Below are 22,747 nucleotides of genomic sequence, written 5' to 3'. Positions count from 1 at the left end.
TCTCATCTCCACTCCTTGGCGGTTACGATGAGCCAGAAACCCTCTCTTATCAAATCGACCTAAACTGTCCCATTGGCGCTGACGTCAGACAAAATGGAGAGTTTGGCCGCTTGGTGGAGGATGCGTACCATCTTACAGAGAGGAAATAAACGATGGTCCCTAAACCTCAGATCGCCAGCAACTCCTGATGAATTGCAACCATCGCCCAAGTGTCGCGCGTACAATACGCCACAAGATCAGAGTAGACCTTCTCGCGCGCTGGATCGTCCGGTTGGGTCAGTGTCACGTCCTTCCAAAGACGAGACGCGCTTGCCCCCTCTTTGATGTCCAGATCATCGTATGAAAGTTCGGGCAAAAACGCTGGAAGAACGGCCTTGATAGAGGCGCTTCCCTTGAACGCGGGATCGTTGATCACTTCATCCGCAAACGGCTTCATCAAATCAACTACGCGGGCGTTTAAGTCTTCCAGAAACTCTGCGTGCTCTGGATAAGTTTCCGCCATCTCCCTATTGCGCGATTTCTCGAACGGAGCATACCAAACCACTACAGAGCCAACGTCTCCCATGTCCTCGCGTAGCCTTTCTAGCAAAGCTGGCATCGGATTGCTGGCGTCACGGTGGAGATACTCCCTGTGCTCAATTTCTCCGCCAGGCTCATGCTGGATATGCAAGGAATACTGGAAAGCGACTTGTTGATAGGGACGTGTTCCTTCCCAGGGTGGTAGCAAACTCTGAGAGGTCTCGTAGTCAAAATAATAAACCGGATAGGCAATCTCGCTCAGAAACCTGCTCAACTCCTGATGATCGAGAGTGCGTGCACCGTTCGCCAGAGCTCTCAAGTAGCGCTGCGTTGACTTGCCCAACACAGATGGATCACTGATCTCGTCAATCTTTGTGATCCCGTCTGCGATGAGTTCCGAGGCTTTTTCCGCATTCATGAACGGAAGGCGATGGATGCTGTCCTGCGCGAGAGGTGGGTCGAGTTTTTCGCGAATGTCCAGCCATTCACCGTAGGATTTAAGGCGCGCACGTTCGGGGGACGGATCAGGCATCGTACCGCTGGCAACGACGCTCAATGCTTGATCGATACGCGTGCGCGTTTTTTCGAGCTGCTCAGTCACCGCATCCGTGATGTCAGTGATGCTGACAAGCTCTTGAGGATTGATTTCGCCGTTTCTGACGTAGTCACGGTTCACATGTGCCACTTCGCAGCGCGTAATGGGGAACCCGGCTGCTTCAAGCACGACACGTTGGAATGCGAGATCAAAAACGTGTTCGGGCTTTGCAGAAGTTCCGCTCTTGATCTCTGTCAGAACGTACCCATCGTCACTGCGGGTCACGATGTCGGAGATGCAAGTTATGGTTCCATCTTCATAGCGTCCCTGTGCCACGGCGTTTGCACCGTTTCTCCAAGCCTCCAAAGTACGCGCGGGCAGAGCCTGGTATTCTGAAAAATCTGAAAAACCGAGGCGAACGAGATCACCAAAAAGCTCCTCTGCATAAGGCTCAAACGCGTGCCCCTCGTCAAAGCGTGCTTGCAACGAAGGGTCAATTGGCGGCAACAGATGCCTGGCGTGTTTCTTGATCCATATCCAGGCGGGGTGCCGGAGAAACATCATGTAATCTGATTTGGATAGCATCGTGTTATTTGTATTCCAGAGTGGGTCCTACAGATAAACGACCACCATAACCCTCATTTGTCTACGCTTGGGTTTTCAGAGCGATACCGCGACCACGCTTGTTCCTGAAGGAAAATGGCACTCAATCACACCAACGGCCGACCGAAGCTCTTCTTAGCTTTCGAGACGGCTACGCATCACAGCGGAAAACAGTGATTTCTTTAGACTGCAAAAAAGCCTTCAGTGGGTTGCAACGCGCGCGCGGCTTTCGGGAAAGGCACTCTTAAATGCAGCATCCAATAGGATTCGAGCCCTATCTTTCTCAATAGACTGCGCCGCCATTTCCCTGATCAAACCCTGTGTGGTGAGAAACACTGCTTCGCTCAAACCAACGTTATTTGTTTTTGCGGCCAAAATGGCCGCTTCGATAAATCCATCTATTTTGATTTTCAGCAGAGTCTGGCGCTGCTTGTTCAAGTTTTTGAAGTCGTTCATCGATCAATCCTCCAACTTTTCCTCAATTGCGATTTGCAATCAAATTGCATCCTGGTTGGCCGCCGCGCCTGCAACTAACAGAGCCTCAGCAAGGTCTAGTGCATCATCCGGCCAATAGGTTTTGGGTCGTGGGTGATGGATGCCATCCGCTACAACCGGTCGACAGGTCAAAACGGCATTCCGCCATTGCAGCGGTACGGCATCGCGTCCCTGCAACGCTCCGACAAGAGCACCGCAAATTGCAGCATTTGTATCGGTGTCTCCGCCACAAGCGACAGTTCCAACCACCGCATCCCGAAGCGATTGCTCGGCCATCAAGCAATAGAATGCGTTCTGAAACGCCGTGAGTACCCAACCCATTTGATGCTGGAACTCGGTGGGACGTTTCGTTCGTGCGGCCAGAAGCCGGTCGCGTACAATAGCCGCGCCTTCATCCTGACCCGCATTGGCATAAGCGGACGACCACATGTCTTCTTTGCTCCCTCCAGCCACACCCGTAGATACTGCCGCAGCAAAGGCAGCATTGGCAGCAACGGTCACCTCATTCGGATGGGTGAGAGAAGCGTCTTGGCGTGCGATCTCTGCGGCCAGCGCAGGCGTTCCGCTTGCAAAGACCCCAATAGGGCTCACACGCATCAATGCCCCGTTTGCTTGGCTATCTGAGGCGACGGGATCACCTTGTGCCAGCGCAGATATTGCACTGCTGGTTGTCATTCCAATGTCGAAGGGTCGGGACGTCCGCCATTCGAAATAAGCATTCGCCACGTGATCTCTGTCGAAACGATCCATTGCGCACAGGCTCCGGGCCAGTGCCAAAGCCATTTCACTGTCATCTGTGGGTTGGCCAGCAATCAGGTTCCAAGTGCCGCCATCCTTAAGACTGTCGACACCACCTGGATGCCTGCGGGCAATCGTCTCTGCCTCCTGAAATTCCACGAATGACCCCAACGCGTCGCCTGCCAATTGTCCCAACAAGACACCATGTGCACGCGAGAGGCTAACGGGCAGATTTGTGCGTTTGCAGGGAACGGCAGGGCAGCGGGCGGATTTCGGGTGCGCGGTCATTTGGGCGCCGGACAATCCGCGTACCAAAGCTTCCGCGCCTGCGACAACGCCATCGAAAGAGGTTTGACGGTAGTCGATAGGACTTCCGTTCCTCTGTGCGATGACCTTGCCAGCACCACTTATCAGGGCGTGTCCACCAGCAATATCCCAAGAAGACAACCCACCGACCAAACTCATGGCAGCGTCGAGTTCCCCTACAGCGGCGAGCGCCAATCTGTAGGCGGGGCTAGGCAGTGTGCGCACACGGAGCCCTTTGAGGCTAACGTGGTTAGCCAGGGCAAAATCTGCTGCATCTGCATTTAATCCAACAATTGGCTTATCGTGGGAAGCGGCCGGATTGATAACCTTTCCATTGCGTTTCAGGTCGGCTCCTTTTGCCCACGTTATCAGATCGCCCGCATCGTCCGGAGCTGTGGGTGCATACACCACGCCCAGTATGGGCGTATTGTTTTCAAGCAGCGCCACGGACACAGCGGACCCGCGCAAGCCCTTCATGAAGTCCGCTGTACCATCATGAGGATCAATCACCCATGTCAGTGGCCCGTCGATCAACGAACTTTCAGTTTCTTCTCCAAGCCAGCTTGCTGGCTGAAGGCGCATCAGATTTGTTTTCAGAAAGGCTTCAACTTCGGTGTCGACAGCGGCCTTGTGAAGGGTTCCGCGCGGCCCTTCTGGTCGATGAAACTCGGCTCGGATCATTGCACCGGCCGTTTTTACCAACTGGATGATTGCTGGCAGTTTTTTAGAAATCGGGTTTTCGGTCTTATTGATCATAGAAGGGTCTCCGTGGATTCTTTCGATTGACGCCAACTTAACCAACCGCCAGACCTGAATTTGGATCCCTCGGGATTTTGAGGATTTCGAATTATGGGAGTGTAACGCATGGAAAACGCTGTAGGTTTCTATTGGACTCTACCAGTTACATGGGCGCAGTTTGTGGAGCTGCCCAAAGATTTGGAAGCTGCGGCCAATGCCAGCAAAACCATTCGTTATCAAATGGAACTGATCAGACGATACGCGAAAGACCATGACTACAATCTCATCCATGAAGAGGTTTTTCTCGAAATTGAGCCTGACAGGGGTAGCGTACACATCCAATCAGCTCTGGACTTCATTGAGCGCATGTGTCGAACCAATAGAGCAACCATTCTTGTCGTCGATTTTTCAGTTGTGCAGAACTGGCGTCGGAATGGGTATATGGACGAATGGTTTGAAAACACTGACATGCCATTTATTCGCATCCCGCCTGATCCGCTCCTGTCTGCTGAATGGACTTTCGATCCCGGCCAGCATTTTGGCGATTGGCGTAAAAGGCACTCGGACTGGATGAGTTCCAAGCACGAACGAGAAGTTTTTGCGCTGCGTAGAAGCTTGGAGCTTCAGAAAACAGGCCTGAGCGTGAATGTTTTGGCGCAGCAACTAAATTCGGAGAAAATTCCCTCGCCAACAGGAAAGCCGTGGAGCGAAAGCAACCTCAGAGCATTTTTAAAAAAGCACCGCTCGGGATTCTAGCAAGCTTTTACCGCCATCAACCTGACAGACAGTCCTGGGCCAAAAAGGTTTCATTTGCCAAAAGCAACCGGAATTCAAACCCAATCCGCTGCAAGTCACGACAAGTGTTTTCAGAAGTTTCCTTTGAACCTAAGTCTGTTCTTTTCCAACGAAAAAATCATCCAAGTACTTCTTTCGAGGTTTTAGCCCGTTTTTGAGCTCTCCACGTGTGAGCCATTCAGGAAGATCCAAATCCGAGTGGGAAAGCCCCCAAGCCACCATCAAACGATCACTTTGCGTACCGCGCGCCAACGATATGTCCAGTTCGTCGTGCAGATCTAAATCCAACCGCTTGAACTCTGTTTTGAACCAAGAGTTTTTGATTAGGCGCTCCGCTTCTGAAAAAGAGCTTTCGTAGCCGTCGTAATGACGCCCGCCGCCAATTACAAACAATGGCATATTACCGCCCCAAGCGGGCGCGTTGTACGATGTCTTTTGGTATGAGTCCTTTATTGGGTCACAAATGAAGCCGCCAACCGCGGTTGCGAGTTTGCTCTTCGGGACACCCTGCTCAACAACTTTTCTTGCAATCTCGGCCCCAAAGGGTGCAACGGCGCTTCCGTAGATTTTTACCATTGGATCACCGTTTGATGATTGGAAAAAACCAAAACAAACAGCATCAACTGTCAGCCCACCAAAATCACAGATCATGAATTGGCCGTCTTTCTTTTGCGACGAGTGGAAATACCCCATTACCGCCCCGATAAACTCCGGTACGACAAGCACAGCGCTGCTCTTGCTAGCGTTTTTGTGCGCTTCGTTTTCTAGAGTCGTCTCCACGTTCTCCGCACTAATTTTCGACGCAGAAGTGGCGAGCTCAAGAGCAGCTTTCGCACATAGGGTAAAGCCGTCAAGCTGAGGTGAGCAACCACCCGTTTCAGCTGGGAACCCGAAATTAGCCGACACGGCAATTGCTCTGCCGTTCAGGGCTCTTTCCAAACGTTGCCACAACCATCCAAGAGCCTGACGTATCATCATTGCTAAGTAGGCTGTGAGAACAACTTGAGATTTAGAGTGCCCCGACTTTGCTACATGGTTTTCACGCAAGAACGAAACTTTCAAATGATTGTGCAAATACGCGCCAGGTTCAGGCGTAAGGCTGAATGCTCCGTTCGTGCATTCCCAAACCTTTGTGTCCCAATAATAAGGATGCGCATCCGCATAAAGGTCCTCTATGCTCGGCACGGCGAATGCGCCAAGCCCTTCCTCATATGGAAAACGCAAAACGAGCTTGCTGCTGGTTGACCCAAAGTCAAACCCAAGCACCAGATCAAGATCAGCTTCGTCTGCTTCGACGAGCAATGGGCACATGGATTGGAAAGAACTGAAGCGACCAGAGATTTCTTGTATTCCATTAGAGGCAAACGGCTGAATATTTTCGATTTGCCCCATTTTTTGCAGGCTTTTTGAAAGCTTCCTCATTCTAGCTTGAACGTTCTTGATCGAATATGGTCGTTCAGGAATTGCTGTTACTGGTCCCTGAGAAGACTTGCTAGTTTCAACTCTAGGGCTCGAAGCCTGCTGCTGCTTTCGTTCATTTTGCCTGTCCATTATCGCAAGTAAGGGGTGCCTTTGTTTTCCATTTTTTCTTTTTTTCGATTTTCCGCCCTTTTTCTTGCCCTTTGCTTTTGTTCCATCACCCTCAATACGTTCAGCCTTTTGTGGCCGTTCAGATTCAACTGGATTTCTTTTCGATTTTGGACGCTTGCTGGAATTTCCAACACTCGCTTCAGGCAAGGATATTCCAGCAGCTAACAGCTGTTCTCCCAGACTACCCAACTGGTCGCTCTTTTTGCGTCCACGTGATGGATTAAATCTTTTGTTCACGGAGTCACCCTCAACAAAATCGAACCAATTGGCAGCGTGGAACTCTCATCAATTCTTTGTTTTTCGATTTGACGTTTGCGCTTACTCAAGGACTCTTCAAACTTCTTTAGTCTGGCCTTGTTCGCAGCCTCTAACCGAGGACCCGACTGCTCAATAATTTTGGCAAATGAAGCCCTTTGTTTGATCGCGTGCTCTTCCAGTGTCTCGAGTTGAATTGAGATACGGTCCTCCATCTCTACTTTCCGACGCTCGGCTTCTTCAAAGAACCGATCTTCGAGATCCGGCTCTACAATGGTCTCAAGGATTCCTGCGATATCATCCGTCTCGACGTCTGCACTCGCTCCCTGCCACTTCTGTGCCTGTGCGAGACAGTTATTGAAGACTTTCTCGGCAAGTTCCGCTGAGATTAGTTCCTCATCCGAAACATCGGCCATTGAGTAGGCGAGCATTACCGAAGACGAGCTCGAACCATACTGCCATGCCTGAACGGTTCCCACATACATTCCGGGGCTAAGACCCGCCGCTTGCGACTCCTCCAATGCAACTGCCGTCGCATTGGCATTAAGGCCGCCTTTTTCGGAAAGAGCAGATGAAAGCCACCGGATCAAGGGATGCGATGGGCTCAACCGAGCATGCCTGGTCAAGGAAGACTGAGTGCCAACACGATAGGTGACTGGTAGCGAATTCCTCGATAAAGGTCCCGGTTCAAGACGGTTTCCCACGCACCATTCTTCAAAGTCAAATTGACCGTTTCCACTAAGCCGAACGTGCACCAAACCTTCTGTTTTTTCCCACCGGATATCGCTGCCCGGGTCGATGCTACCCAAGGCAAACTCCAGGTAATTCACTATGTCTTCGTCTGAAATCCAGTTCTTGTTGCCCTGAGACTCATTGATAGACTTTAGGATGTAGTCTCCATGAGCGATCAAGGAGGCTGCTTCACGCTCCAGCTTGTCCTCTTCTTCTCTTCTGTTCGCGATGGCTTGTTCTGCCTGGATTAAACGCTTTTCTTGTTCTTCTTCAGTCAGACGATTTGAGAGTATTTCAGCTTCGAGGGTATTAATCTCTTGCCCCAAGATTTCCTCGAACCCACCCAAAGCTGATTTGCAAAGCCCCAAACGTTCGTGGAGGCGATGATAAATTCGCTCATCTACGGTGTTCTTATGGAGAAGGTTGATAACAGAAATCGTCTCAGACGTTTGCCCCAGGCGATCTATTCGACCAATTCTTTGTTCTACACGCATAGGGTTCCAAGGTAGATCGTAGTTGATCAGCGTTCGTGCAAACTGAAGATCGATACCTTCGCTACCCACTTCAGATGCGAGCAGGATTTGGGCTTCCTTTGACGTCTTGAACGTAGAAAGCACTCCCACTCGGTCATCCGTGTCACCGTGAAGCAAACAGGTGTTTAGACCTTCCGCCTCCAAACGTCGCTGAAGATATTTGAGCGTTGACCTAAAAGTCGAGAATACAACGATTTTTTGATCTGGGTTGTCATCAAGGTGGGACTTCACAGTACCAAGAAAGGAGATGAATTTGGTATCCTGCGTTTCAAGTTCACCAGGAGAAGGAAGCGAACTTACGACGCGGGACAGCTGTTGAGCCAGGGGCTGCTTCCTGGAGTCATTTTCTTCATTTCCAACGTCTTCTTCATCTTCAAAGCCGGTCACAACACTTTTGCTCTTCCAGTGATGAAGCGCTGCCGGAAGCGAAGAGGCCAGCATTCGTTGCGGCATGACCGTCAGAAACCCAACGGGAAGATCATTGTCCATCGCGTACCGGAGAATCTCCTCGGTTATCCGGTCATAGACATTGCGTTCGTCTGGCGTCATGGACGAGCGGTAGGCACTCACCTTGCGCTCTACCCGGAACTCTTCAACGTCGCGTCTACGCGTTCTGTTTACAACGTTGGACAGCGGGCTTAGTCGCTCAAGGCGTTTGGCGATCTGAGCACGTTGTTCCGGAGCGAATTCCGTCGAATGCCTCGTCACGTCCTCCCGCAACTTTTTCAGCGCTGAAGTATTTCGCAGAATTGGGTCGCGGGCAGCTTTTTCGAGTTTTTCTGACAGTTCCTCTTTCGGTTTTCCAGCCAGGACTGCATCCCTCGCAGAAATCAAAGGTTGGTTCGCTCGGATAATTCGCTCGAGCGCTTGTTCGTCGCGAAACGTAAGCTCATCGAGAAACCTCAGAAGGGTTTGCAGATCACGATTGTGCAAGTTTAGAGGTGTCGCGGAAAGCATAGCGGTATGAACAGCAGTGCCACACAAGAGTTCACCCAGCCGGTTCGTCTGCGTGCCGACATTCCGCATGTGATGCGCTTCATCGATGACAAGCAAATCAACCAGTTTGTCGACGACCTGTCCGTCCTCTAACAGATCCGCCAGTTTGTCCGCTGGTTTGTTGCCCCTTTTCTCCTTTGGGCGCGGTCTAATACCCTGCATTCCGCAGATTGCCACGAACCCATTCTTTTGGTGGAAAGTAGAGCTGAGTAGCTCGGTGAGACCCGCGGCATCGCAAATCCTTGCGTCCACTCCGAACTTAGTGGAAAGCTCTAGCCTCCATTTTTCACAGAGCACTTTCGGGCAAACAACCAAAAACCTGTTATACTTAAAGCGCGCAGCAAGTTCGGTCCAAATTAACCCGGCCTCGATTGTCTTACCCAGGCCGACTTCGTCCGCTATCAGAAGGTTCCCAGTAGGTGAATCCAGAATCTTGACCACTGGCTTAAACTGGTGGGCGTAAAAGTCCGTATCGCTGCTCTCCATCGAGTAAAAGATTTCACTCAAATTGCCCGATAAACGTACGTGGGCGAGCCTTTGGCGCAAACTTGCTGGGCCAGAAAATTGTCCTTTGCGGACGATTTCGACAGCGTCCTCAGGTTCCTGAGGAACTAACTCGAGCTGCTTGATAGGAACCCGACGAATTCCGTTTGGGAACCGAACGCTTGCGGCCATTCTGCCGTTTCTTTCACGAATTTCCTGAATAACCCCAACAGATGTGGTGTTCCCCTTCGATCTAACAAAATCGTTCACCTTTAGGTCTGTGTCGGTCTTCATTGTTCTGGCTCTTCAACAAAAATGCGCGTCTGTTCCTATTCCGTCGCGTAGACTACTTAGGGAATTCTCTGTTCGGCAGTCTTCAACGCCTTCAATTTAGGCAAAGCAGTTGTTTGGGTTCGACAGCTATCTTTCACAGACACCAGTCAATTGCTTCACTTGCTTATCTATATGTTTGTTAATGAAAATGCTCCTTTCGAATGACTGCCAGTTATTTGTGAGCAGCCGCCAAAAGTGCGCTTTTTGGCAAACCCAAAACAACCAATCCTGCTCTCTAGAAATCCAGAATTTACGGCGTTTTAATGGCATTGGAACAAAACTCTGAATGGCCTGGAATAGTTCCAGTTGTTTCTCGAAAAACTGGAACTCTTGTCCTTAGGTCTCCGCCTAACTCTTGATGGCAACTGAGACGCTAAAGCATCCTCATAGCCCCTTTGAAAGCGCAGAAAAGTTTGCCTTTGCTACACAATCCGACCTACACGCGCGCCACAAGATTAAGCTCTGCCAACGGTCCAGTCAGCGCTTCCAACAGCGCTTGCGCCTCTTCTTCCTTGGTGAAAACCAACGCTGTCTTTTTCCGCGATTTACGTCCGTTTTGGGTTTTCAATCGAAACGTCACATATCGGGGGCGCTTACCGTCAAAACCCCCATCATAGATAAATCTAAATGGGTCTTTTGACATTTCTTTCGCGGTGGCGAGGTCTTGCGCAGCGAGCTGTTTGGAAGCCCAGATATCCGGCATGAACCTGGCACAGTCAGTCGGTGAAAGAAATATCACATCATGGGATTGAACGGCACGTTGGATCCGTGTGCCGCCCTTTTTGAAACTCCGCCATTGTTCAATGCGGTCAACAGTGGCATCCACCACCACAGGTGAAAGCAGATACACGTTTTTGGGACATTCATTGTGGATCAACCGGATGCGATCCATCGCCTGTAAAATCTCCATTTCCCGGATTTGCCTGAGAATCCTATCCCCCCAAGCATCGGGATGTGCAACGACCTCTAAGGGCGAAACCCCTCCTTTCAGCCGGATACCTCTAGATACTTTAGTGTACTCCCCACTTTGAAAGGCATCACCTGTAGCGGCAGCATAGCCTCGCGCGATGCGCTCGATTTCCTGGCTCGCCGGTTGCTCACGGCCAATTACAAGTGCTGAAGGGCAACCCTCCCATCTGTTCTGCCCCCTTAGAGCACCAAAGTGCCCTGCTCGTTTGGTGTTGATAATGTCGAGTGACTGGAGAACACTTTTGTTTGCAAACACCGCGGCGTCAGGCTTGCGCGCAATGACTTGTTCAACCCAGGCTTTGAGTCTTTGGTTTTCTTCTAGGATCTTTGAGCTTAATCCTTGACGAGCTTGGCTTTCCTGACACAGTCGACGCTTAGAAAAATTGCATCCTAATACCTGTGTAATTTTGGCGTTTCGCTCCACCGGATGGTGATGGCATTCAAGATCTGACCCAAAAGCTATACGAGACAAATCTTGATCTGCCGTGCCATCAAGATACAGAAAGGGGACGTCGTTTCCATGCTTAAGCGACTTAACCCTTACAGCTGTCAAGCTCGGCTCACGTTTTGGGTCGCGCCAATCAGGGCCTTGTTTGAAAACGCCCACGGCTTCTTCATGACCATTATCGATTTCGGAGCGAAGGCACTCGAGCAAAAACTGAAGCGACTGAGCTTCTTCGGCGGGCAGTCTTTGCAGCCTATTGCGCAAGCGCGCAATGTCCCGCATATTCCATGTTTGAGTGCCATAGCCCAGAGTCTTTCGAAGAACCACTGACACCGATTTCGAGTTATAGACTTCGAGTGCCGCGATAGCTTGTTCGAGGAGTATGGGCGTTATGCCAGAGGCTCTGAGTGCACTTAGAGACACGCTGGCAGACTGCCCAAGCGAACTTAATAGGGCTCGTTGAACACGGGTAACGGGATGCTCATCGACAACGGCAGCAACTCCTATTGTAACGCCGTGTTCTTTCGAAAATGACCGGGCCTCAGGAAGAATGAAGTCCCCGAGTTCTTCCAATGTGACATCTACACTTTCAACGGCGAAATCTCTCGGGCGCTCATCAAAGATGACAAGGTCAGGTTTCGCTTCACCAGGCAGCGGCAAATAGCCAAATTCGTGCGGGGCAAAGATAATTAGACCGGTCTTTTCCCTCAAAGCCCGTTTGATCTCGGCCTCTTGGCGAAGATATCCGCAAGTGTCTTGATGTGGACATCGTTTGCACAGTGATGAACGAACCGACCAACCTCGAGCCGACACGTACCGGGCTGTCTCAAATACCCGGCACATTTTTACCCCGTTTTCCATTGGGTCGGGCTGACCCCGCCCACGTAGGCCTATCGCGAGGGGAGTACCAGCCGGCGCATTGAAGATATAGTCGTCGAGCGCTTCTTGAACTTTTGCATGATCCGGCAAGAGCATCAGTGAAACCAGGCCATGTGTTTTGTGAAGAAAGCCTGGCGCTCCCTCTCTGCCAACGAGGAACGCTGTCTTCCCAACGCCTTGCGCCCCGGACAGAAGAACACGCGGCGCTGTTACAGGTCGAGGGCCATCTGTGAATTGCCAAGATTTGGCATGGTAAGCCAAGGCTTGTCTTCCCCAGTCTTCCAAAACCTGGGCATGCTTTGCGATGGCCTCTTCACGATGGAGGGTCGGAGCTGGATAGAAAGGTACTGTCGCGACTTTAATGTCGCTTTGGCTGAGCGGTCGCTCCAGGCCAGTTTCGAGACCGTTCTCAACTACTTCGTCCGCACGTTTGTATCCAACAGATCGCGCAGCTTCGACAAGGCTTTCTCGAGCCTCGTCGAAGGAAATGTGTCCACCTGCTACGTAGCCGCCAACGAGTTGAACTTCGTCGAAAATCCGAGGGTTGGATGCCCCCTTCAGCCCAATTCGTTCGCAGGCCTTGGACAACTGCTGTCGTCCAAAATTGGATGTCGACGTGCATCCTTTTGAAGACTTGGTAAGAGAACCCTTGTCGTTTCTTCTATTGGACTGCCTTGGATTGGCATGCCTTTTCTTGGCTTCGATTGGGAAGGCAATGACTGAGGCATCGACAGCATCTTTGTACCCTCTAAACACTCCTGATCTGGGGCACCCTGCGAGTGGATCAGATACGCCCTGAAAGATCGGGAAGGCCGTATAATTGGGTTGAGCAATGCCCGCGAGAGACTTGTCACTTCCGGCATGTTCGAACAAAAATCGACGCTCGTGTGCAAACAGAGGACGGTTTGCCAGGCACCAGAAGTGAAACTTGGCCAAGTCATCTTTCCCGGGGGCTGCCGCGCTAGAAGACGCTTGCCAAACTACGGATACGCCTTGCAGCACAGGTATTTTGCGACAAAGTTCGCTCCAGGCCCATTGCGCTAAGGCCGCCGGATCTTCCCATCCCAAATGGTCGGGACGTACGAGATCATCCACATCGAAATGTAAAAGACAGGAGCCTCTGTCTTCGAGCGTCGCAGGCAGCCCGTCACGTGGATTGGCCAATCTTCGTATTTTCTTTTGATTGCGGCATGCCTCGGTGACTGAGCCCATCACGACCACTTTGGACGGCTCGTGAGCCAGCTCTGCGAGCAAAGCTGCCAGACCATCAAACCCTGAGATTTCGGCTTCATGAGGTTTGAAGTGTTTTGCTCGACTGCTGCGCTCCACCCCGCCTGGATGAAACACCTTCGTTTGAGGTTTGTTGGTGCTGGCCTCTAAGACAGTTACTTTAAATACATTAGTTTTCGCGGCGACCTTAGTTGTCCGCTCGGCATCAATTGCCATGGGTGTTTCTCCTGGAGCACATAGCCAGGCGCGTTCAGTTTACGTAATGCGAAAATTCTCAAATTGACTGACACTGCTCGGGTCCTGCCATTGGGCTCTCATCCATTGGCCAGCGAAATTGCTGACATGCGGAGTGTCCCGACCTTTGGTTTAGCGGTGGTTTCTAAAGCCGAGAGTCAAGGCTGGCGTTCAGGTTTTGTTAACTTCACACAACACCAGGGCTTACCCGAGGATGGGAAGGGCTTGGAAAGGCAAACCTAAAACTGCCAAGTCTTGGCATGGCAATCCTCGCAAACCCAAGACAAAGAAAGCCAATCTAAGACTTGGCCTCCGAATTCTTGCTTTTCCAAAGCATCTTTAAATTTTCAGAAAGGTCGATCTGCCAATATGGAACCAGGCAAGAAAAAGGAGTTTTTAAGTGCCTGTTATTTCGTTTCTTTCTCCAAAAGGCGGATGTGGAAAATCAACCATCTGCGCGTTGATTTCACAAGAATTCTCTAGGCTAGACCTGTCCTCAATCATTCTGGACACTGATCCAAAACGCTGGATTTCCAGTTGGGCGAACCTGAAACCGCTGAACCGCAATATCGATGTGCGCCCCGTCGACCAAGAGGACTTGACGGACGCAATTTTTAAAGCGGCAGTAGAAGCTAATTTTGTACTGGTGGATGTTGAAGGCTCAAACGATGCCAGCTTGATCGATGCAATCTTGGTCTCTGACTTTGTTGTTGTACCATGCCGAGCGAGCAGGATGGATGCCCTGGGCGCTGTGCAGGTTCTCAAGCAAGTACGCCAGAAAAGCCAGGTTCTGGGTAAGAAAATTCCGGCCAGTGTATTGCTCAGCCAGACAGAACCTGGGGCAGTAGAGTTCCGGATCACAGGCGCCATTAAGGCCATTCTTGAAGAAGCCGGTGCGCCACTGTTGAAAACACAATTGGCGACCCGACCCGTCTTTCAAGCCATGATGAGCCTGGGCGGTGACTACATAGATCTACCCCTAGCGTTTCAAGGATCTTCGCCAAAGTCCGCATTCGACAATGCAAGGGCGCTAGCACGCGAAATTCTCCTGTGCGCCACTAAACCCACTTCCGAACATATCTAAGGAGATTCAGATGAGCACCCAAACAAGAGTTCCAAACATTGGGAACATTCATGAAGAAACATTAGCAGATATGAATTTCAAACGTGGGGCGTCTGTGTCCCCGTCACAGCTGAAGCTGGCACAAATGAGCCCGAGTCGACGAAGAGCAGCGCTTCGGACAAAGACGTTTACTTCAGATGTGAACCCAGCGCTTTATGCGGCATGGGACGAACTTCGCGAGGCTAAAGAGCTAACAGTTGTCCGAGCTCTAGAACTGTCGCTAATCTCTTTTCTGAACGCTAACGATAAATATTTTGATTTGTGAATTCGATCTCCGGCCCATTCTGGGCTGGAGGCTTGCGTGGTTGCTTATGAGTTTCACTGGTAACAATTACGATGTCTTTACGGCGAATTGCGTGAACTGCCTCCCAAACCGCCACAAGGTAAGCGTCATTCCTTATCGGTTCGTGTTTCCTAGCTGTGACTAAAGTTCATTCAAAGCTCGAGCGACTTTGGCCGTTTTTAGGCGCAGTACTTCTACAATCTGGTGGAAACTGGAAACAAAATTCATTCGTCGCGATCCTCAGGTTTAGGGCTAGAGGCAACGACTGCTCCCTGTTTGTCCATGCGGTTGGTTATGGATCTAACAATTGCTTTATTCTCTTTCTTAACTTGGGCTTTTTCTCTTGATTCTTTGACTAGGAACGCTTTTTTTTCGTCTGGCGACATAGCCTTCAGTTTGGCTTTTCTCGCTTTGCGCTCAACTTTACGTGCCTGACGAAACTCGTCGAGCTTGGACCAAGGTTCACTTGCCTGCTTTTTCTTGGATCTCTTCGATCTATGCTTTGCTGCTTTACTCAGCTTCACTGATTGCTCCGGGAAAATACCCTTTGTGTAGACAGGTCGATTATTAGTCTAGCCTGCATAGATCAACGGCACCAACCCTTCTTGAGTTACTCCGATACACCGTCAGGAACATTTCGGCAGCTTCAGCATCAACCAGCTTTCCATTGTAGCGGATGCAGTCCATTGAGCAAAGTGCCGCCAACTGTTCCAAATCGTCTTTGAAAGCAAGAATTGTCATTCAACATCAACGCCGTCCCTCCTGCAAACGCTTTAGGGATTGTCTAGGCCTCTAGCCCCTGATCTTAATCCAAGCATACATGCCACTGCCAGTCTTCGAGAAGGCCCATTGACGAGTTGCTCGCCGGTTACACCCAACCTGCGTGGTCAAAAAAAGCAAAAAACTCCATCAAAGCATTTCTATCCTGAATGTCGAGAATCAACCGTAATTGCTCGACGAGATTGAAAGTCGGGAAGTCCAAGGGGTTACCCCCCTTTTTCCGCGCCAAGGAAAAAAGGGGGTAAACCGGGGGTAGCCTAAGCGAGTCTTCAACGGTTCTTCCCAAGTTTCTAAATTGGCGGGTTTAGCTACCTGCTCTGAACGGAGCTCATCGGCGAACACCGGTTATCTTTTCTATATTTTCTCTTTTCTACAGTTTCTCATTTCTATCTTTTCCACTTTTCTATTTTTTTGCCTTCCGAATTCATATCTGGCCTCAAGCAAAACTCTTTAAAAAAATATAATATTTTCAATATGTTACGATGTTTTTTTGTTGACATGTATTTTTAGACATGTCAAAAGAACTGCGCAATAACAATCAAATGGAGATGCTCATGCTTGAGTATATTCGAACCGCCTACCACCAACTTCATGTCGCAGCAGTTATCATTCATGTTCTGCTTGTTTTCGGCGAACTGCTTCACATCCTGCCACATGCATAAGGACCCCCAAATGCCCTGTACGTACTTTGATATAGCCAGGCAGGTGCAGCCTCTCCTTCGACACCGTACTATTTCAGCCTAACTGGCTTGATACGCGGTCGGCGTCGAATGACAGGCTGCACCTGCCTCTGCTCCTCGATCAGAGAAAAAGTCAAAAGAAAGTACCTTTTCCCTTTCGTATCGCGGCACATCCAACATCCGACCGCAAAGCGTTGCTGGTGGATTATTGTGATTCCAAAAAGGTGCGGTTCGCTCTCCTCGGTTCTGTTGTGAAAGACCTCAAGCTTTGATTTTTGGCTGGTTCGCACACCAGAGCGCCTTTCATGAATCTCCAAAAAAAGTGCTGCGTCGGATGGAGAAAAAATCTCAACAAACCCGGTTACAAGATATCTTTTGCCGCAAATATCCAGCACGCCAAGCCAAGCAGAGCATTCATTGTGATTGGGGATCCCATTTGGGTACAGCTTTGCAGATCCTGTCTTTGTCATATTGCTTAACCTCATTTGCTCGATGGCAAATGTATGTGCGGACGCAAGCAACAACGGCCTGTCCCGCGGTGGTTGATGAGTTGTTTGTTGCAAGGACGTTACCAAACTTCTGGCTATGCGGACGTCCGACAACAAGTTGTGCCGCTAGCCAAATGGAGTTTACGCGATGGGAAAAGCTGCCCGGAGTTCAAAGACCCGACAAACTGAACTCATTGGAGTTAGGTTGAACTCGGATTTGAAAAGCCTGTTGGATGAACGGGCCAAGGAAAATGGTATCTCACCTACTTCGCAGGCTCGCGTCCTGCTTGCGCGTTCACTCGGGTTCTCAAACGAAGTGGAAACGCGGCCACCATCTCGGCGTTGCACTCAAAAAACGATCTCGCAAGATCTAAAACGCGCCATCTGTTTTCTGGATCTTTTGCAGGACTTGCGCAAAGAACTTCGATACCTCACGCATACCCTAAAGCGCGCTGATGACGATCCTTCTGAATGCCTCGCCATTGCTGCCGCTCTGGCCAAGATATCTGCTTCCCTACATGGCATCCAAATCCATGTGATAGGAGGCAACACGTGATCATCAAAACATCTCGTGTCCCTACCGGTCATACCAACAAGATTGCCAAATACGTTGCCGCCAAGGGCGAAAACGAGCGGGTTGATTGGCTTTGCGGGCATCCCGATGACATCCAAATCATGGGTGAGATTTCGAAGCTCTCGGGAAAAGCTTTCTCCGTACGGCACGTGGTTCTGGCACCCCAAGTCCGTTTAGATCACACTCAGCTCGTGCAAGTGATCAAGGCATATTGCCAAGAGTATCGAGTACCCGATTCCAGCGTAAGACGCCTTTGCCTGATCAGGCATGTGAAACCGCGTGCTTCCACGGAGTGCACAAATGTTCACTGGCATCTCGCGATACCGGAGACAGACCCCCTCAGTTTGAGAGTACTCAACAGTTCCTTCACACGAATCCGAGACGAGAAGTTGTCCCGAATGTCCGAATTGATGCTCGGCCACCCTATTGTGCCAGGGCGTTTCACCAAGCAGGTTTTTGAAGCTTTGAAGAAGGAGCAGCCGAACCTTGATCTTGCTCCTTACTGGAAAGCGCTAGAAGAGTTTAGTCATGGCGCAAGTTTTTCGATCATCCGAGACAGACCTATCGGTCGCGCCCAAGACGAAGAAAACAGTCCGTCTCACCCCACCGGCATAAGCTCCGGTGAGGTAAAAAGTGCTCCCGAGTGGGACGCGACATGTGTCCCATTTTGGCGAAAAACTGTTTCGATCTCTGCTTTGTAGATCTCGCGCTTCTCAAGCAGAAGAGCGCTCAAATTTTCGATGACGGCTCGGTTTTTTTCGATGACGTCCTTCGCCCGAGAACTGGCCGTTTCCAAACGTTCCAATACGTTGCACCGAATTTGCTCATCCTGAAGGATGTTACTAAGGTTCGTCACTTCGACTGGCCGCCACAGCAAAGGATTTGCGCCAAGTCCAAACATCTCTTCCAGGCGCGTCGCAAGAAGTGTCGCTTGCGCAAGGTCACTTTGCGCACCGCCGCCAGAGCCAGTAGAAACCGATCCAAGAAAAGCCATTTCCGCTTCGCGCCCTGCAAGAAGCATTGCCAGCTTCGCTTCAAGCTCAGCGAGCAATGGAAATGGGCTCTTGTTCTCAAAGGACACAACCCCACCTCCAGTTCGGATCTCGGCACGATCAGGCAAGCCGAGCCCAAGAATGCTCCCTGCAATAATGTGACCCGCTTCATGATAAGCAGCCCGCAGCAAATCCGATTGCGAACTCTCAGGCACAATATTCTCCGCGGCGGCCCACAGATGAGCATCTTCCAACGTGGCTCCTTTATATCTCGCCAAACTGCGGGCTTGTCGCACAATCGCCGCCGCATCCGCGCCTGTGCAGCCAATAAGATGTGCAGCCACGTCCTCAATCGTGCGCAGCGTAATTTCATCGCCGCAATGGTCTAGAAGAATGTCGACAAGTGCGTCTTTTCCGGGCTGCGACATCTCAATTTTCAGATCAAAACGCCCCGAGCGCACTAACGCTGCATCCAGTTTTTCTGGATGGTTACACGCCCCGACAACCAGGACACCTTGACGCTGATTGGCTTTATCCATTGCTCCAAGCAGGCCATTGAGCGCCGATCTGGTATAGTTTGCGTTCTCACCGCTTGCGGTTGCACGATCTTCAAAAGAGTCGATTTCATCAATGAACAGTACCGTCGGCGACCTTCTGCGCGCTTCATCGAAGGACTTGTTCATTGCCGCCAAAAAATCGCCCAGGTGGCCATGTTGCTGCCAGTCGGCGTAGCTCGTCGCAATGAAGTGCGCACCGATCTGACTGGCCAGCTTTGAAGCGGCAAAAGTCTTACCTGTGCCCGGGGCGCCAAACATGAGAACACCCCTGGGAATTTCCGACCAATCCAATTGACCGCCTCTCCATGTTTGAATGTCGACAGACAGTTGCTTCAGAACCGCTTTGGTCGAACCCAAGCCCTTTACTGCGTCAAGCGCTGACTTATCGGCCGTAACCGAGTTGTCATCGGCAAATCGAACAAGCGCTTCCACCATCTTCTTGGTGTTCGTCTGTCGCACTGCGGTGGTCAGCTGTTCCAGCGTCAAACACTGCAACTCCTGTGCTTGAGGCAGTTGGTCAAGGATCGGTTGCATGTCCGGGTTGCAACATGGACGGTGCAGTACCTGATGAAGTTTTAGAACGATTTGCGGAGAGATTTCCGCTAGCCGCACAACTTGTGTTGCCGCCTGTCGGATTGTTTCAGGAATTTCCTCCAAACACTCGACAATGCACAGGAACGGCCGTGACTCCGCCATGCGATCAGACAAGTTTTTCTCAAACTCATCTTTTCCTTTGGCCCGGCGCGATGAATAGGTCCTAGAATTCCGAGTAACAAGGCTGATCTTTGGAAGGTGTTTCTGAGCTTTTTTTGTTGCCGGCATGAGGCCGCGTTCGAAAGCGTCCTCGACATGCTCAACCCATGCCGGATCACCGGTTTCAACGACGGTGAAACCATATGGGGCATACAAGCTTTCGATGACGGTCTTTTGGTCCTCGGGGAAGCTTGCAAACAGCCGGATCAAAGCTGCCGCAGAGTGGATATCGAGTTTTGGTGAGCAAGCGAACCACTTCGTCCCCACACCCGCTTTTCCCTCATCTGCGCCCCAAGCATTTTCTTGAAAATCGGTAGAGCATAGTTCACGCAGCGCGTCATCGAACCAGGTGTTGAGTTGTCTTAGAAAACTGGAAGAAGTCTTAGATCCTCGTGGCATCGAGCACCCCTTTTGTCGGATTCAATCTGAAGCAGCTTGGAACGGTCGAACTACGACCAGGGACTATCCAAGCGATATCAGCCGCACGCTGGCGCGACTGAACAGTTCAGGTTGTTTCACAACAAAAGTCATCGATATTTCCAATTTCGGATCAGCAGGTTAGCGTCGCTTACCAACGAGCACAAAACCCGATCAACTACCTCCGTCATGGCTCAAGCTTCTGGATTTTTATCCAAAATTTTGTCTCATTGATTAGAGACCCGGACATGGTGCCAGAAACAGGTTAATATGAGATTAACGTTTTCAACCGAGCTTGTAGTTGACTGTTGGCAGACGCGATAGCACGCTATTCACCGTTACTAAGTCAAAGCATAACCGTCGCCTAAATTGCTTGTTTCTAACTTGCGTCAAACAAACGACAACCCCTCTTCCTCTCCGATTGAAGCCAGTGTTTCCAATAAAATGTTGGCGGCTAGTTCTATATCCTCTTGACTCGTATGTCGCCCCAAACCCACACGGATCGTCGCGCTTGCTTCGTCACCGTTGAGCCCAATTGCCCTAAGAACGTGAGACGGCTCAGGTATGCCGGTTGTGCAGGCAGAGCCAGACGATACGGCTAGTCTCGGTTGAAGGCGGGCAATGAAATCTTCAGCAGAAATACCGTCAAACGTTAAGCTTAAGTTACCTGGGTGACGACATTTACCTATGTCAGGCCCATTGAGACTAACTGCCGTTGGACCCGCCTGAAGAAGATTGAAAAAGTTTCGAGCCAGAACTCGAAGCGTATTTTCGACACCCTTATCGGCGAAGTCCTGAGTTACTTCTGCGGCTTTACCGAAACCAACACAGAGTTGAGTTGGAAGTGTTCCGGATCTCAGCCCGCCTTCCTGCCCGCCACCATAGATAATTGGTTGCAATTTGTCCCGTACATCATGCCGGACCATAAGCGCACCAATCCCCTTTGGACCATAGATTTTGTGCGCTGAGAAACTCACTAGATCAGCCTCTCGAATAAAGTCACCTGTAGTCGACATAAATCCTAGTTGCGCCGCGTCAGAATGTAATAGCGCTCCATTTTCCCGACAAAGTGCTCCGATAGATTGCAAGTCTTGGATCGTACCAATTTCATTGTTTGCCGACATCAACGAAGCAAGCAGGGTTCTCTCATCCAAGAGATTCGCCAAGACATCTGCGTCTACAAATCCTTCTCTATCAACGGGCGCAATGAAAATTTCACAGCCAAATAGTTCTCGCGCTGCTCGAGCGGCGGCCAAGACGCATTTGTGCTCACTTGCACCGACGATGATTTTGTTGCGGCCAGAACCTTTTGCGGCGATTGCTGCCCCTAGAATAGCGAGGTTGTTGGCTTCGGTCGCACCTGATGTAAAAACAATTTCGCTTGGGTCACATCCGACCCATTTAGATAGCCTCTCTCGAGCTGTTTGAATTGCTTGCGTCGCCTCCCAGCCAAAGGCATGATCCGACGAATGCGGGTTGCCTTGGCAAGAATCAAGATATAGACTCATTTCTTGAGCAACGTCTCGATCCAACGGGGTCGTGGAGTTGTAGTCAAAAAATAGGCCTTGGATTTTACCTCCGCTTAACAATGGCTTATGGGACTGATAGCTCATCCGCAAATCCTCTTAAGAAGGTTCTTTTCCCTGGAAGATGCTTCCAGGTTTCGGTTTGACGCTACTATATTTCGTATCGTATATTCAACCTGGATGCACCCTCCAGGAGCCTTAAACCATGCCGCGCGGCCCGCTTTTTGCAGACGATTATCGCCCACAACTTACCGGTCATGAAACTTTTCCACTTCGCTACGGGTGGCTCAAAAAGGCTTATGATGCTGTTAATATGCGAGATGCGAATTTATCCGGCCGGACGGTTTTTTTGAGTGAAGACGCGATTGCGCAATTTGGGGTGGGGAAAAATATGGTCTCATCCATGCGGCATTGGGCCGAAGCTGTTGGCGTTCTTGTAGAAGGTAGTAATTCGAGCGAACTTGAAGTTGGTCGCTTTGGGGATTTTTTGTTTTCCAAGAATGGGTTCGACCCCTATCTAGAGCGTGCTGATAGTCTTTGGCTGGTACACTGGCAATTGGCAGGAAATCCTCAGAAAACAACTTGGTATTGGGCGTTCAATCACTTCCCCAGGTTAAGTTTTGATCGTGATGCACTAACATCTAGTTTAGTTCGGCTCGCTCAAGAGCGGAATTGGAAGCGTACGGCGCCGCAGACAGTAAAGCGAGACGTCGAGTGTTTCGTGCGCACTTATGTGGTGAAGGGAGTTACAGCCAAACGATCCCTTGAAGATGCAATTGAATCTCCGCTGTCTGAGTTGGAGTTGATTGTACCCGAGGGGCGTAGAGATGGATTTAGGTTTCGGCGAGGTCCCAAACCATCTTTGTCAAATAGTGTTCTTGCCTACTCTATTGCGGATTTTTGGTCGCGTTATTCGTCAGCGAATACGCTTTCGCTAGAAGTAATAGCCCATGAACCGGGGTCTCCGGGGCGTGTTTTCCTACTAGACGAAGAAAGCATCCTCAACCGGTTAGAGAGCATTGCAGACGTGACCGGCGGCGCATTTCGCTGGTCCGAAACGGCTGGTTTGAAGCAAATCATTCGCGCAAAACCAATTGAACCCGCTGAGTTTTTGGAGCGGTTGAAATCAACGGCCAAACGCGAAGATGTACGGGAGGTCGCTTGAT

General features: G+C 50.5%; 17 protein-coding genes. 6 read left to right on the top strand and 11 right to left on the bottom strand.

Annotated elements, in window-relative coordinates:
* Positions 1–166 precede the first annotated feature (166 nt).
* The 3 genes from ACR0DX_RS06875 to ACR0DX_RS06865 form a co-directional block, all read right to left on the bottom strand.
* Positions 167–1,639, bottom strand: a complete 1,473-nt coding sequence (locus tag ACR0DX_RS06875; protein ID WP_480845584.1) for a DUF2779 domain-containing protein — start codon at positions 1,637–1,639, stop codon at positions 167–169.
* Positions 1,640–1,858: 219 nt separating this feature from the next.
* Positions 1,859–2,113, bottom strand: a complete 255-nt coding sequence (locus ACR0DX_RS06870) for a hypothetical protein (RefSeq protein WP_170576981.1) — start codon at positions 2,111–2,113, stop codon at positions 1,859–1,861.
* 39 nt (positions 2,114–2,152) lie between these two features.
* Positions 2,153–3,952, bottom strand: coding sequence for an inositol monophosphatase family protein (locus ACR0DX_RS06865; protein WP_170567941.1), 1,800 nt, complete (start codon positions 3,950–3,952; stop codon positions 2,153–2,155).
* A gap of 108 nt (positions 3,953–4,060) precedes the next feature.
* On the opposite strand from ACR0DX_RS06865, the gene ACR0DX_RS06860 reads away from it, so the two are divergent.
* Positions 4,061–4,690 (top strand): recombinase family protein, encoded by a 630-nt coding sequence (locus tag ACR0DX_RS06860; RefSeq protein ID WP_170576980.1) that lies wholly within the window; start codon positions 4,061–4,063, stop codon positions 4,688–4,690.
* 129 nt (positions 4,691–4,819) lie between these two features.
* Here ACR0DX_RS06860 and ACR0DX_RS06855 read toward each other — a convergent pair whose 3' ends face one another.
* The 3 genes from ACR0DX_RS06855 to ACR0DX_RS06845 form a co-directional block, all read right to left on the bottom strand.
* A complete protein-coding gene (locus ACR0DX_RS06855; protein WP_170576979.1) occupies positions 4,820–6,556 on the bottom strand; it encodes a hypothetical protein in 1,737 nt (578 codons plus the stop codon).
* Positions 6,553–9,612 carry a helicase-related protein gene (locus ACR0DX_RS06850; RefSeq protein ID WP_170353246.1) on the bottom strand — a complete coding sequence of 1,020 codons (3,060 nt, stop codon included), beginning with the start codon at positions 9,610–9,612 and terminating at the stop codon, positions 6,553–6,555. Before ACR0DX_RS06850 ends, ACR0DX_RS06855 begins: the two co-directional genes overlap by 4 nt.
* Positions 9,613–10,087: 475 nt before the next feature.
* Positions 10,088–13,390, bottom strand: a complete 3,303-nt coding sequence (locus ACR0DX_RS06845; protein WP_480845581.1) for a hypothetical protein — start codon at positions 13,388–13,390, stop codon at positions 10,088–10,090.
* 418 nt (positions 13,391–13,808) lie between these two features.
* On the opposite strand from ACR0DX_RS06845, the gene ACR0DX_RS06840 reads away from it, so the two are divergent.
* Together ACR0DX_RS06840 and ACR0DX_RS06835 are read left to right on the top strand one after the other, a co-directional pair.
* Positions 13,809–14,492, top strand: coding sequence for a ParA family protein (locus ACR0DX_RS06840; RefSeq protein ID WP_170576977.1), 684 nt, complete (start codon positions 13,809–13,811; stop codon positions 14,490–14,492).
* A 10-nt stretch (positions 14,493–14,502) separates the two neighbouring features.
* Positions 14,503–14,796, top strand: a complete 294-nt coding sequence (locus ACR0DX_RS06835; RefSeq protein WP_170576976.1) for a hypothetical protein — start codon at positions 14,503–14,505, stop codon at positions 14,794–14,796.
* A 242-nt stretch (positions 14,797–15,038) separates the two neighbouring features.
* Here the strand turns inward: ACR0DX_RS06835 and ACR0DX_RS06830 are convergent, their stop codons facing one another.
* On the bottom strand, positions 15,039–15,338 hold the full coding sequence (locus tag ACR0DX_RS06830) for a hypothetical protein (RefSeq protein ID WP_170576975.1): 300 nt from the start codon (positions 15,336–15,338) through the stop codon (positions 15,039–15,041).
* Between the two features lie 43 nt (positions 15,339–15,381).
* Positions 15,382–15,555: a hypothetical protein gene (locus ACR0DX_RS06825; protein ID WP_480845578.1), complete on the bottom strand. Its 174-nt coding sequence runs from the start codon at positions 15,553–15,555 to the stop codon at positions 15,382–15,384.
* Between the two features lie 551 nt (positions 15,556–16,106).
* Between ACR0DX_RS06825 and ACR0DX_RS06820 the strand changes: the two genes are divergently transcribed.
* Positions 16,107–16,256, top strand: coding sequence for a hypothetical protein (locus ACR0DX_RS06820; RefSeq protein WP_281995659.1), 150 nt, complete (start codon positions 16,107–16,109; stop codon positions 16,254–16,256).
* A 68-nt stretch (positions 16,257–16,324) separates the two neighbouring features.
* Here the strand turns inward: ACR0DX_RS06820 and ACR0DX_RS06815 are convergent, their stop codons facing one another.
* Positions 16,325–16,744, bottom strand: a complete 420-nt coding sequence (locus tag ACR0DX_RS06815; protein WP_170576974.1) for a hypothetical protein — start codon at positions 16,742–16,744, stop codon at positions 16,325–16,327.
* 166 nt (positions 16,745–16,910) lie between these two features.
* On the opposite strand from ACR0DX_RS06815, the gene ACR0DX_RS06810 reads away from it, so the two are divergent.
* Positions 16,911–17,318: a hypothetical protein gene (locus ACR0DX_RS06810; protein WP_170576973.1), complete on the top strand. Its 408-nt coding sequence runs from the start codon at positions 16,911–16,913 to the stop codon at positions 17,316–17,318.
* A 616-nt stretch (positions 17,319–17,934) separates the two neighbouring features.
* Here the strand turns inward: ACR0DX_RS06810 and ACR0DX_RS06805 are convergent.
* Together ACR0DX_RS06805 and ACR0DX_RS06800 are read right to left on the bottom strand one after the other, a co-directional pair.
* Positions 17,935–20,037, bottom strand: a complete 2,103-nt coding sequence (locus tag ACR0DX_RS06805; RefSeq protein WP_480845574.1) for an AAA family ATPase — start codon at positions 20,035–20,037, stop codon at positions 17,935–17,937.
* Between the two features lie 407 nt (positions 20,038–20,444).
* Positions 20,445–21,668, bottom strand: coding sequence for a cysteine desulfurase family protein (locus ACR0DX_RS06800; RefSeq protein ID WP_170825379.1), 1,224 nt, complete (start codon positions 21,666–21,668; stop codon positions 20,445–20,447).
* Between the two features lie 118 nt (positions 21,669–21,786).
* Here ACR0DX_RS06800 and ACR0DX_RS06795 point away from each other — a divergent pair, with 118 nt between their 5' ends.
* Positions 21,787–22,746, top strand: coding sequence for a DUF4007 family protein (locus ACR0DX_RS06795; RefSeq protein ID WP_170576970.1), 960 nt, complete (start codon positions 21,787–21,789; stop codon positions 22,744–22,746).
* Position 22,747 lies beyond the last annotated feature (1 nt).

The sequence above is a fragment of the Ruegeria sp. D3 genome (assembly GCF_056534465.1).
Note: the sequence above shows the minus strand (reverse complement) of the source record. Positions and strands in the feature narration are given on the sequence as shown.

Excerpts from the sequence above, each read along its gene's own strand:
- ACR0DX_RS06875 (WP_480845584.1), bottom strand. The coding sequence starts at position 1,639 with ATGCTATCCAAATCAGATTACATGATGTTTCTCCGGCACCCCGCCTGG.
- ACR0DX_RS06810 (WP_170576973.1), top strand. The coding sequence starts at position 16,911 with ATGGGAAAAGCTGCCCGGAGTTCAAAGACCCGACAAACTGAACTCATT.
- ACR0DX_RS06800 (WP_170825379.1), bottom strand. The coding sequence starts at position 21,668 with ATGAGCTATCAGTCCCATAAGCCATTGTTAAGCGGAGGTAAAATCCAA.
- ACR0DX_RS06860 (WP_170576980.1), top strand. The coding sequence starts at position 4,061 with ATGGAAAACGCTGTAGGTTTCTATTGGACTCTACCAGTTACATGGGCG.
- ACR0DX_RS06820 (WP_281995659.1), top strand. The coding sequence starts at position 16,107 with ATGTCAAAAGAACTGCGCAATAACAATCAAATGGAGATGCTCATGCTT.
- ACR0DX_RS06870 (WP_170576981.1), bottom strand. The coding sequence starts at position 2,113 with ATGAACGACTTCAAAAACTTGAACAAGCAGCGCCAGACTCTGCTGAAA.
- ACR0DX_RS06845 (WP_480845581.1), bottom strand. The coding sequence starts at position 13,390 with ATGGCAATTGATGCCGAGCGGACAACTAAGGTCGCCGCGAAAACTAAT.
- ACR0DX_RS06850 (WP_170353246.1), bottom strand. The coding sequence starts at position 9,612 with ATGAAGACCGACACAGACCTAAAGGTGAACGATTTTGTTAGATCGAAG.
- ACR0DX_RS06805 (WP_480845574.1), bottom strand. The coding sequence starts at position 20,037 with ATGCCACGAGGATCTAAGACTTCTTCCAGTTTTCTAAGACAACTCAAC.
- ACR0DX_RS06835 (WP_170576976.1), top strand. The coding sequence starts at position 14,503 with ATGAGCACCCAAACAAGAGTTCCAAACATTGGGAACATTCATGAAGAA.
- ACR0DX_RS06795 (WP_170576970.1), top strand. The coding sequence starts at position 21,787 with ATGCCGCGCGGCCCGCTTTTTGCAGACGATTATCGCCCACAACTTACC.
- ACR0DX_RS06865 (WP_170567941.1), bottom strand. The coding sequence starts at position 3,952 with ATGATCAATAAGACCGAAAACCCGATTTCTAAAAAACTGCCAGCAATC.
- ACR0DX_RS06825 (WP_480845578.1), bottom strand. The coding sequence starts at position 15,555 with ATGACAATTCTTGCTTTCAAAGACGATTTGGAACAGTTGGCGGCACTT.
- ACR0DX_RS06815 (WP_170576974.1), bottom strand. The coding sequence starts at position 16,744 with ATGACAAAGACAGGATCTGCAAAGCTGTACCCAAATGGGATCCCCAAT.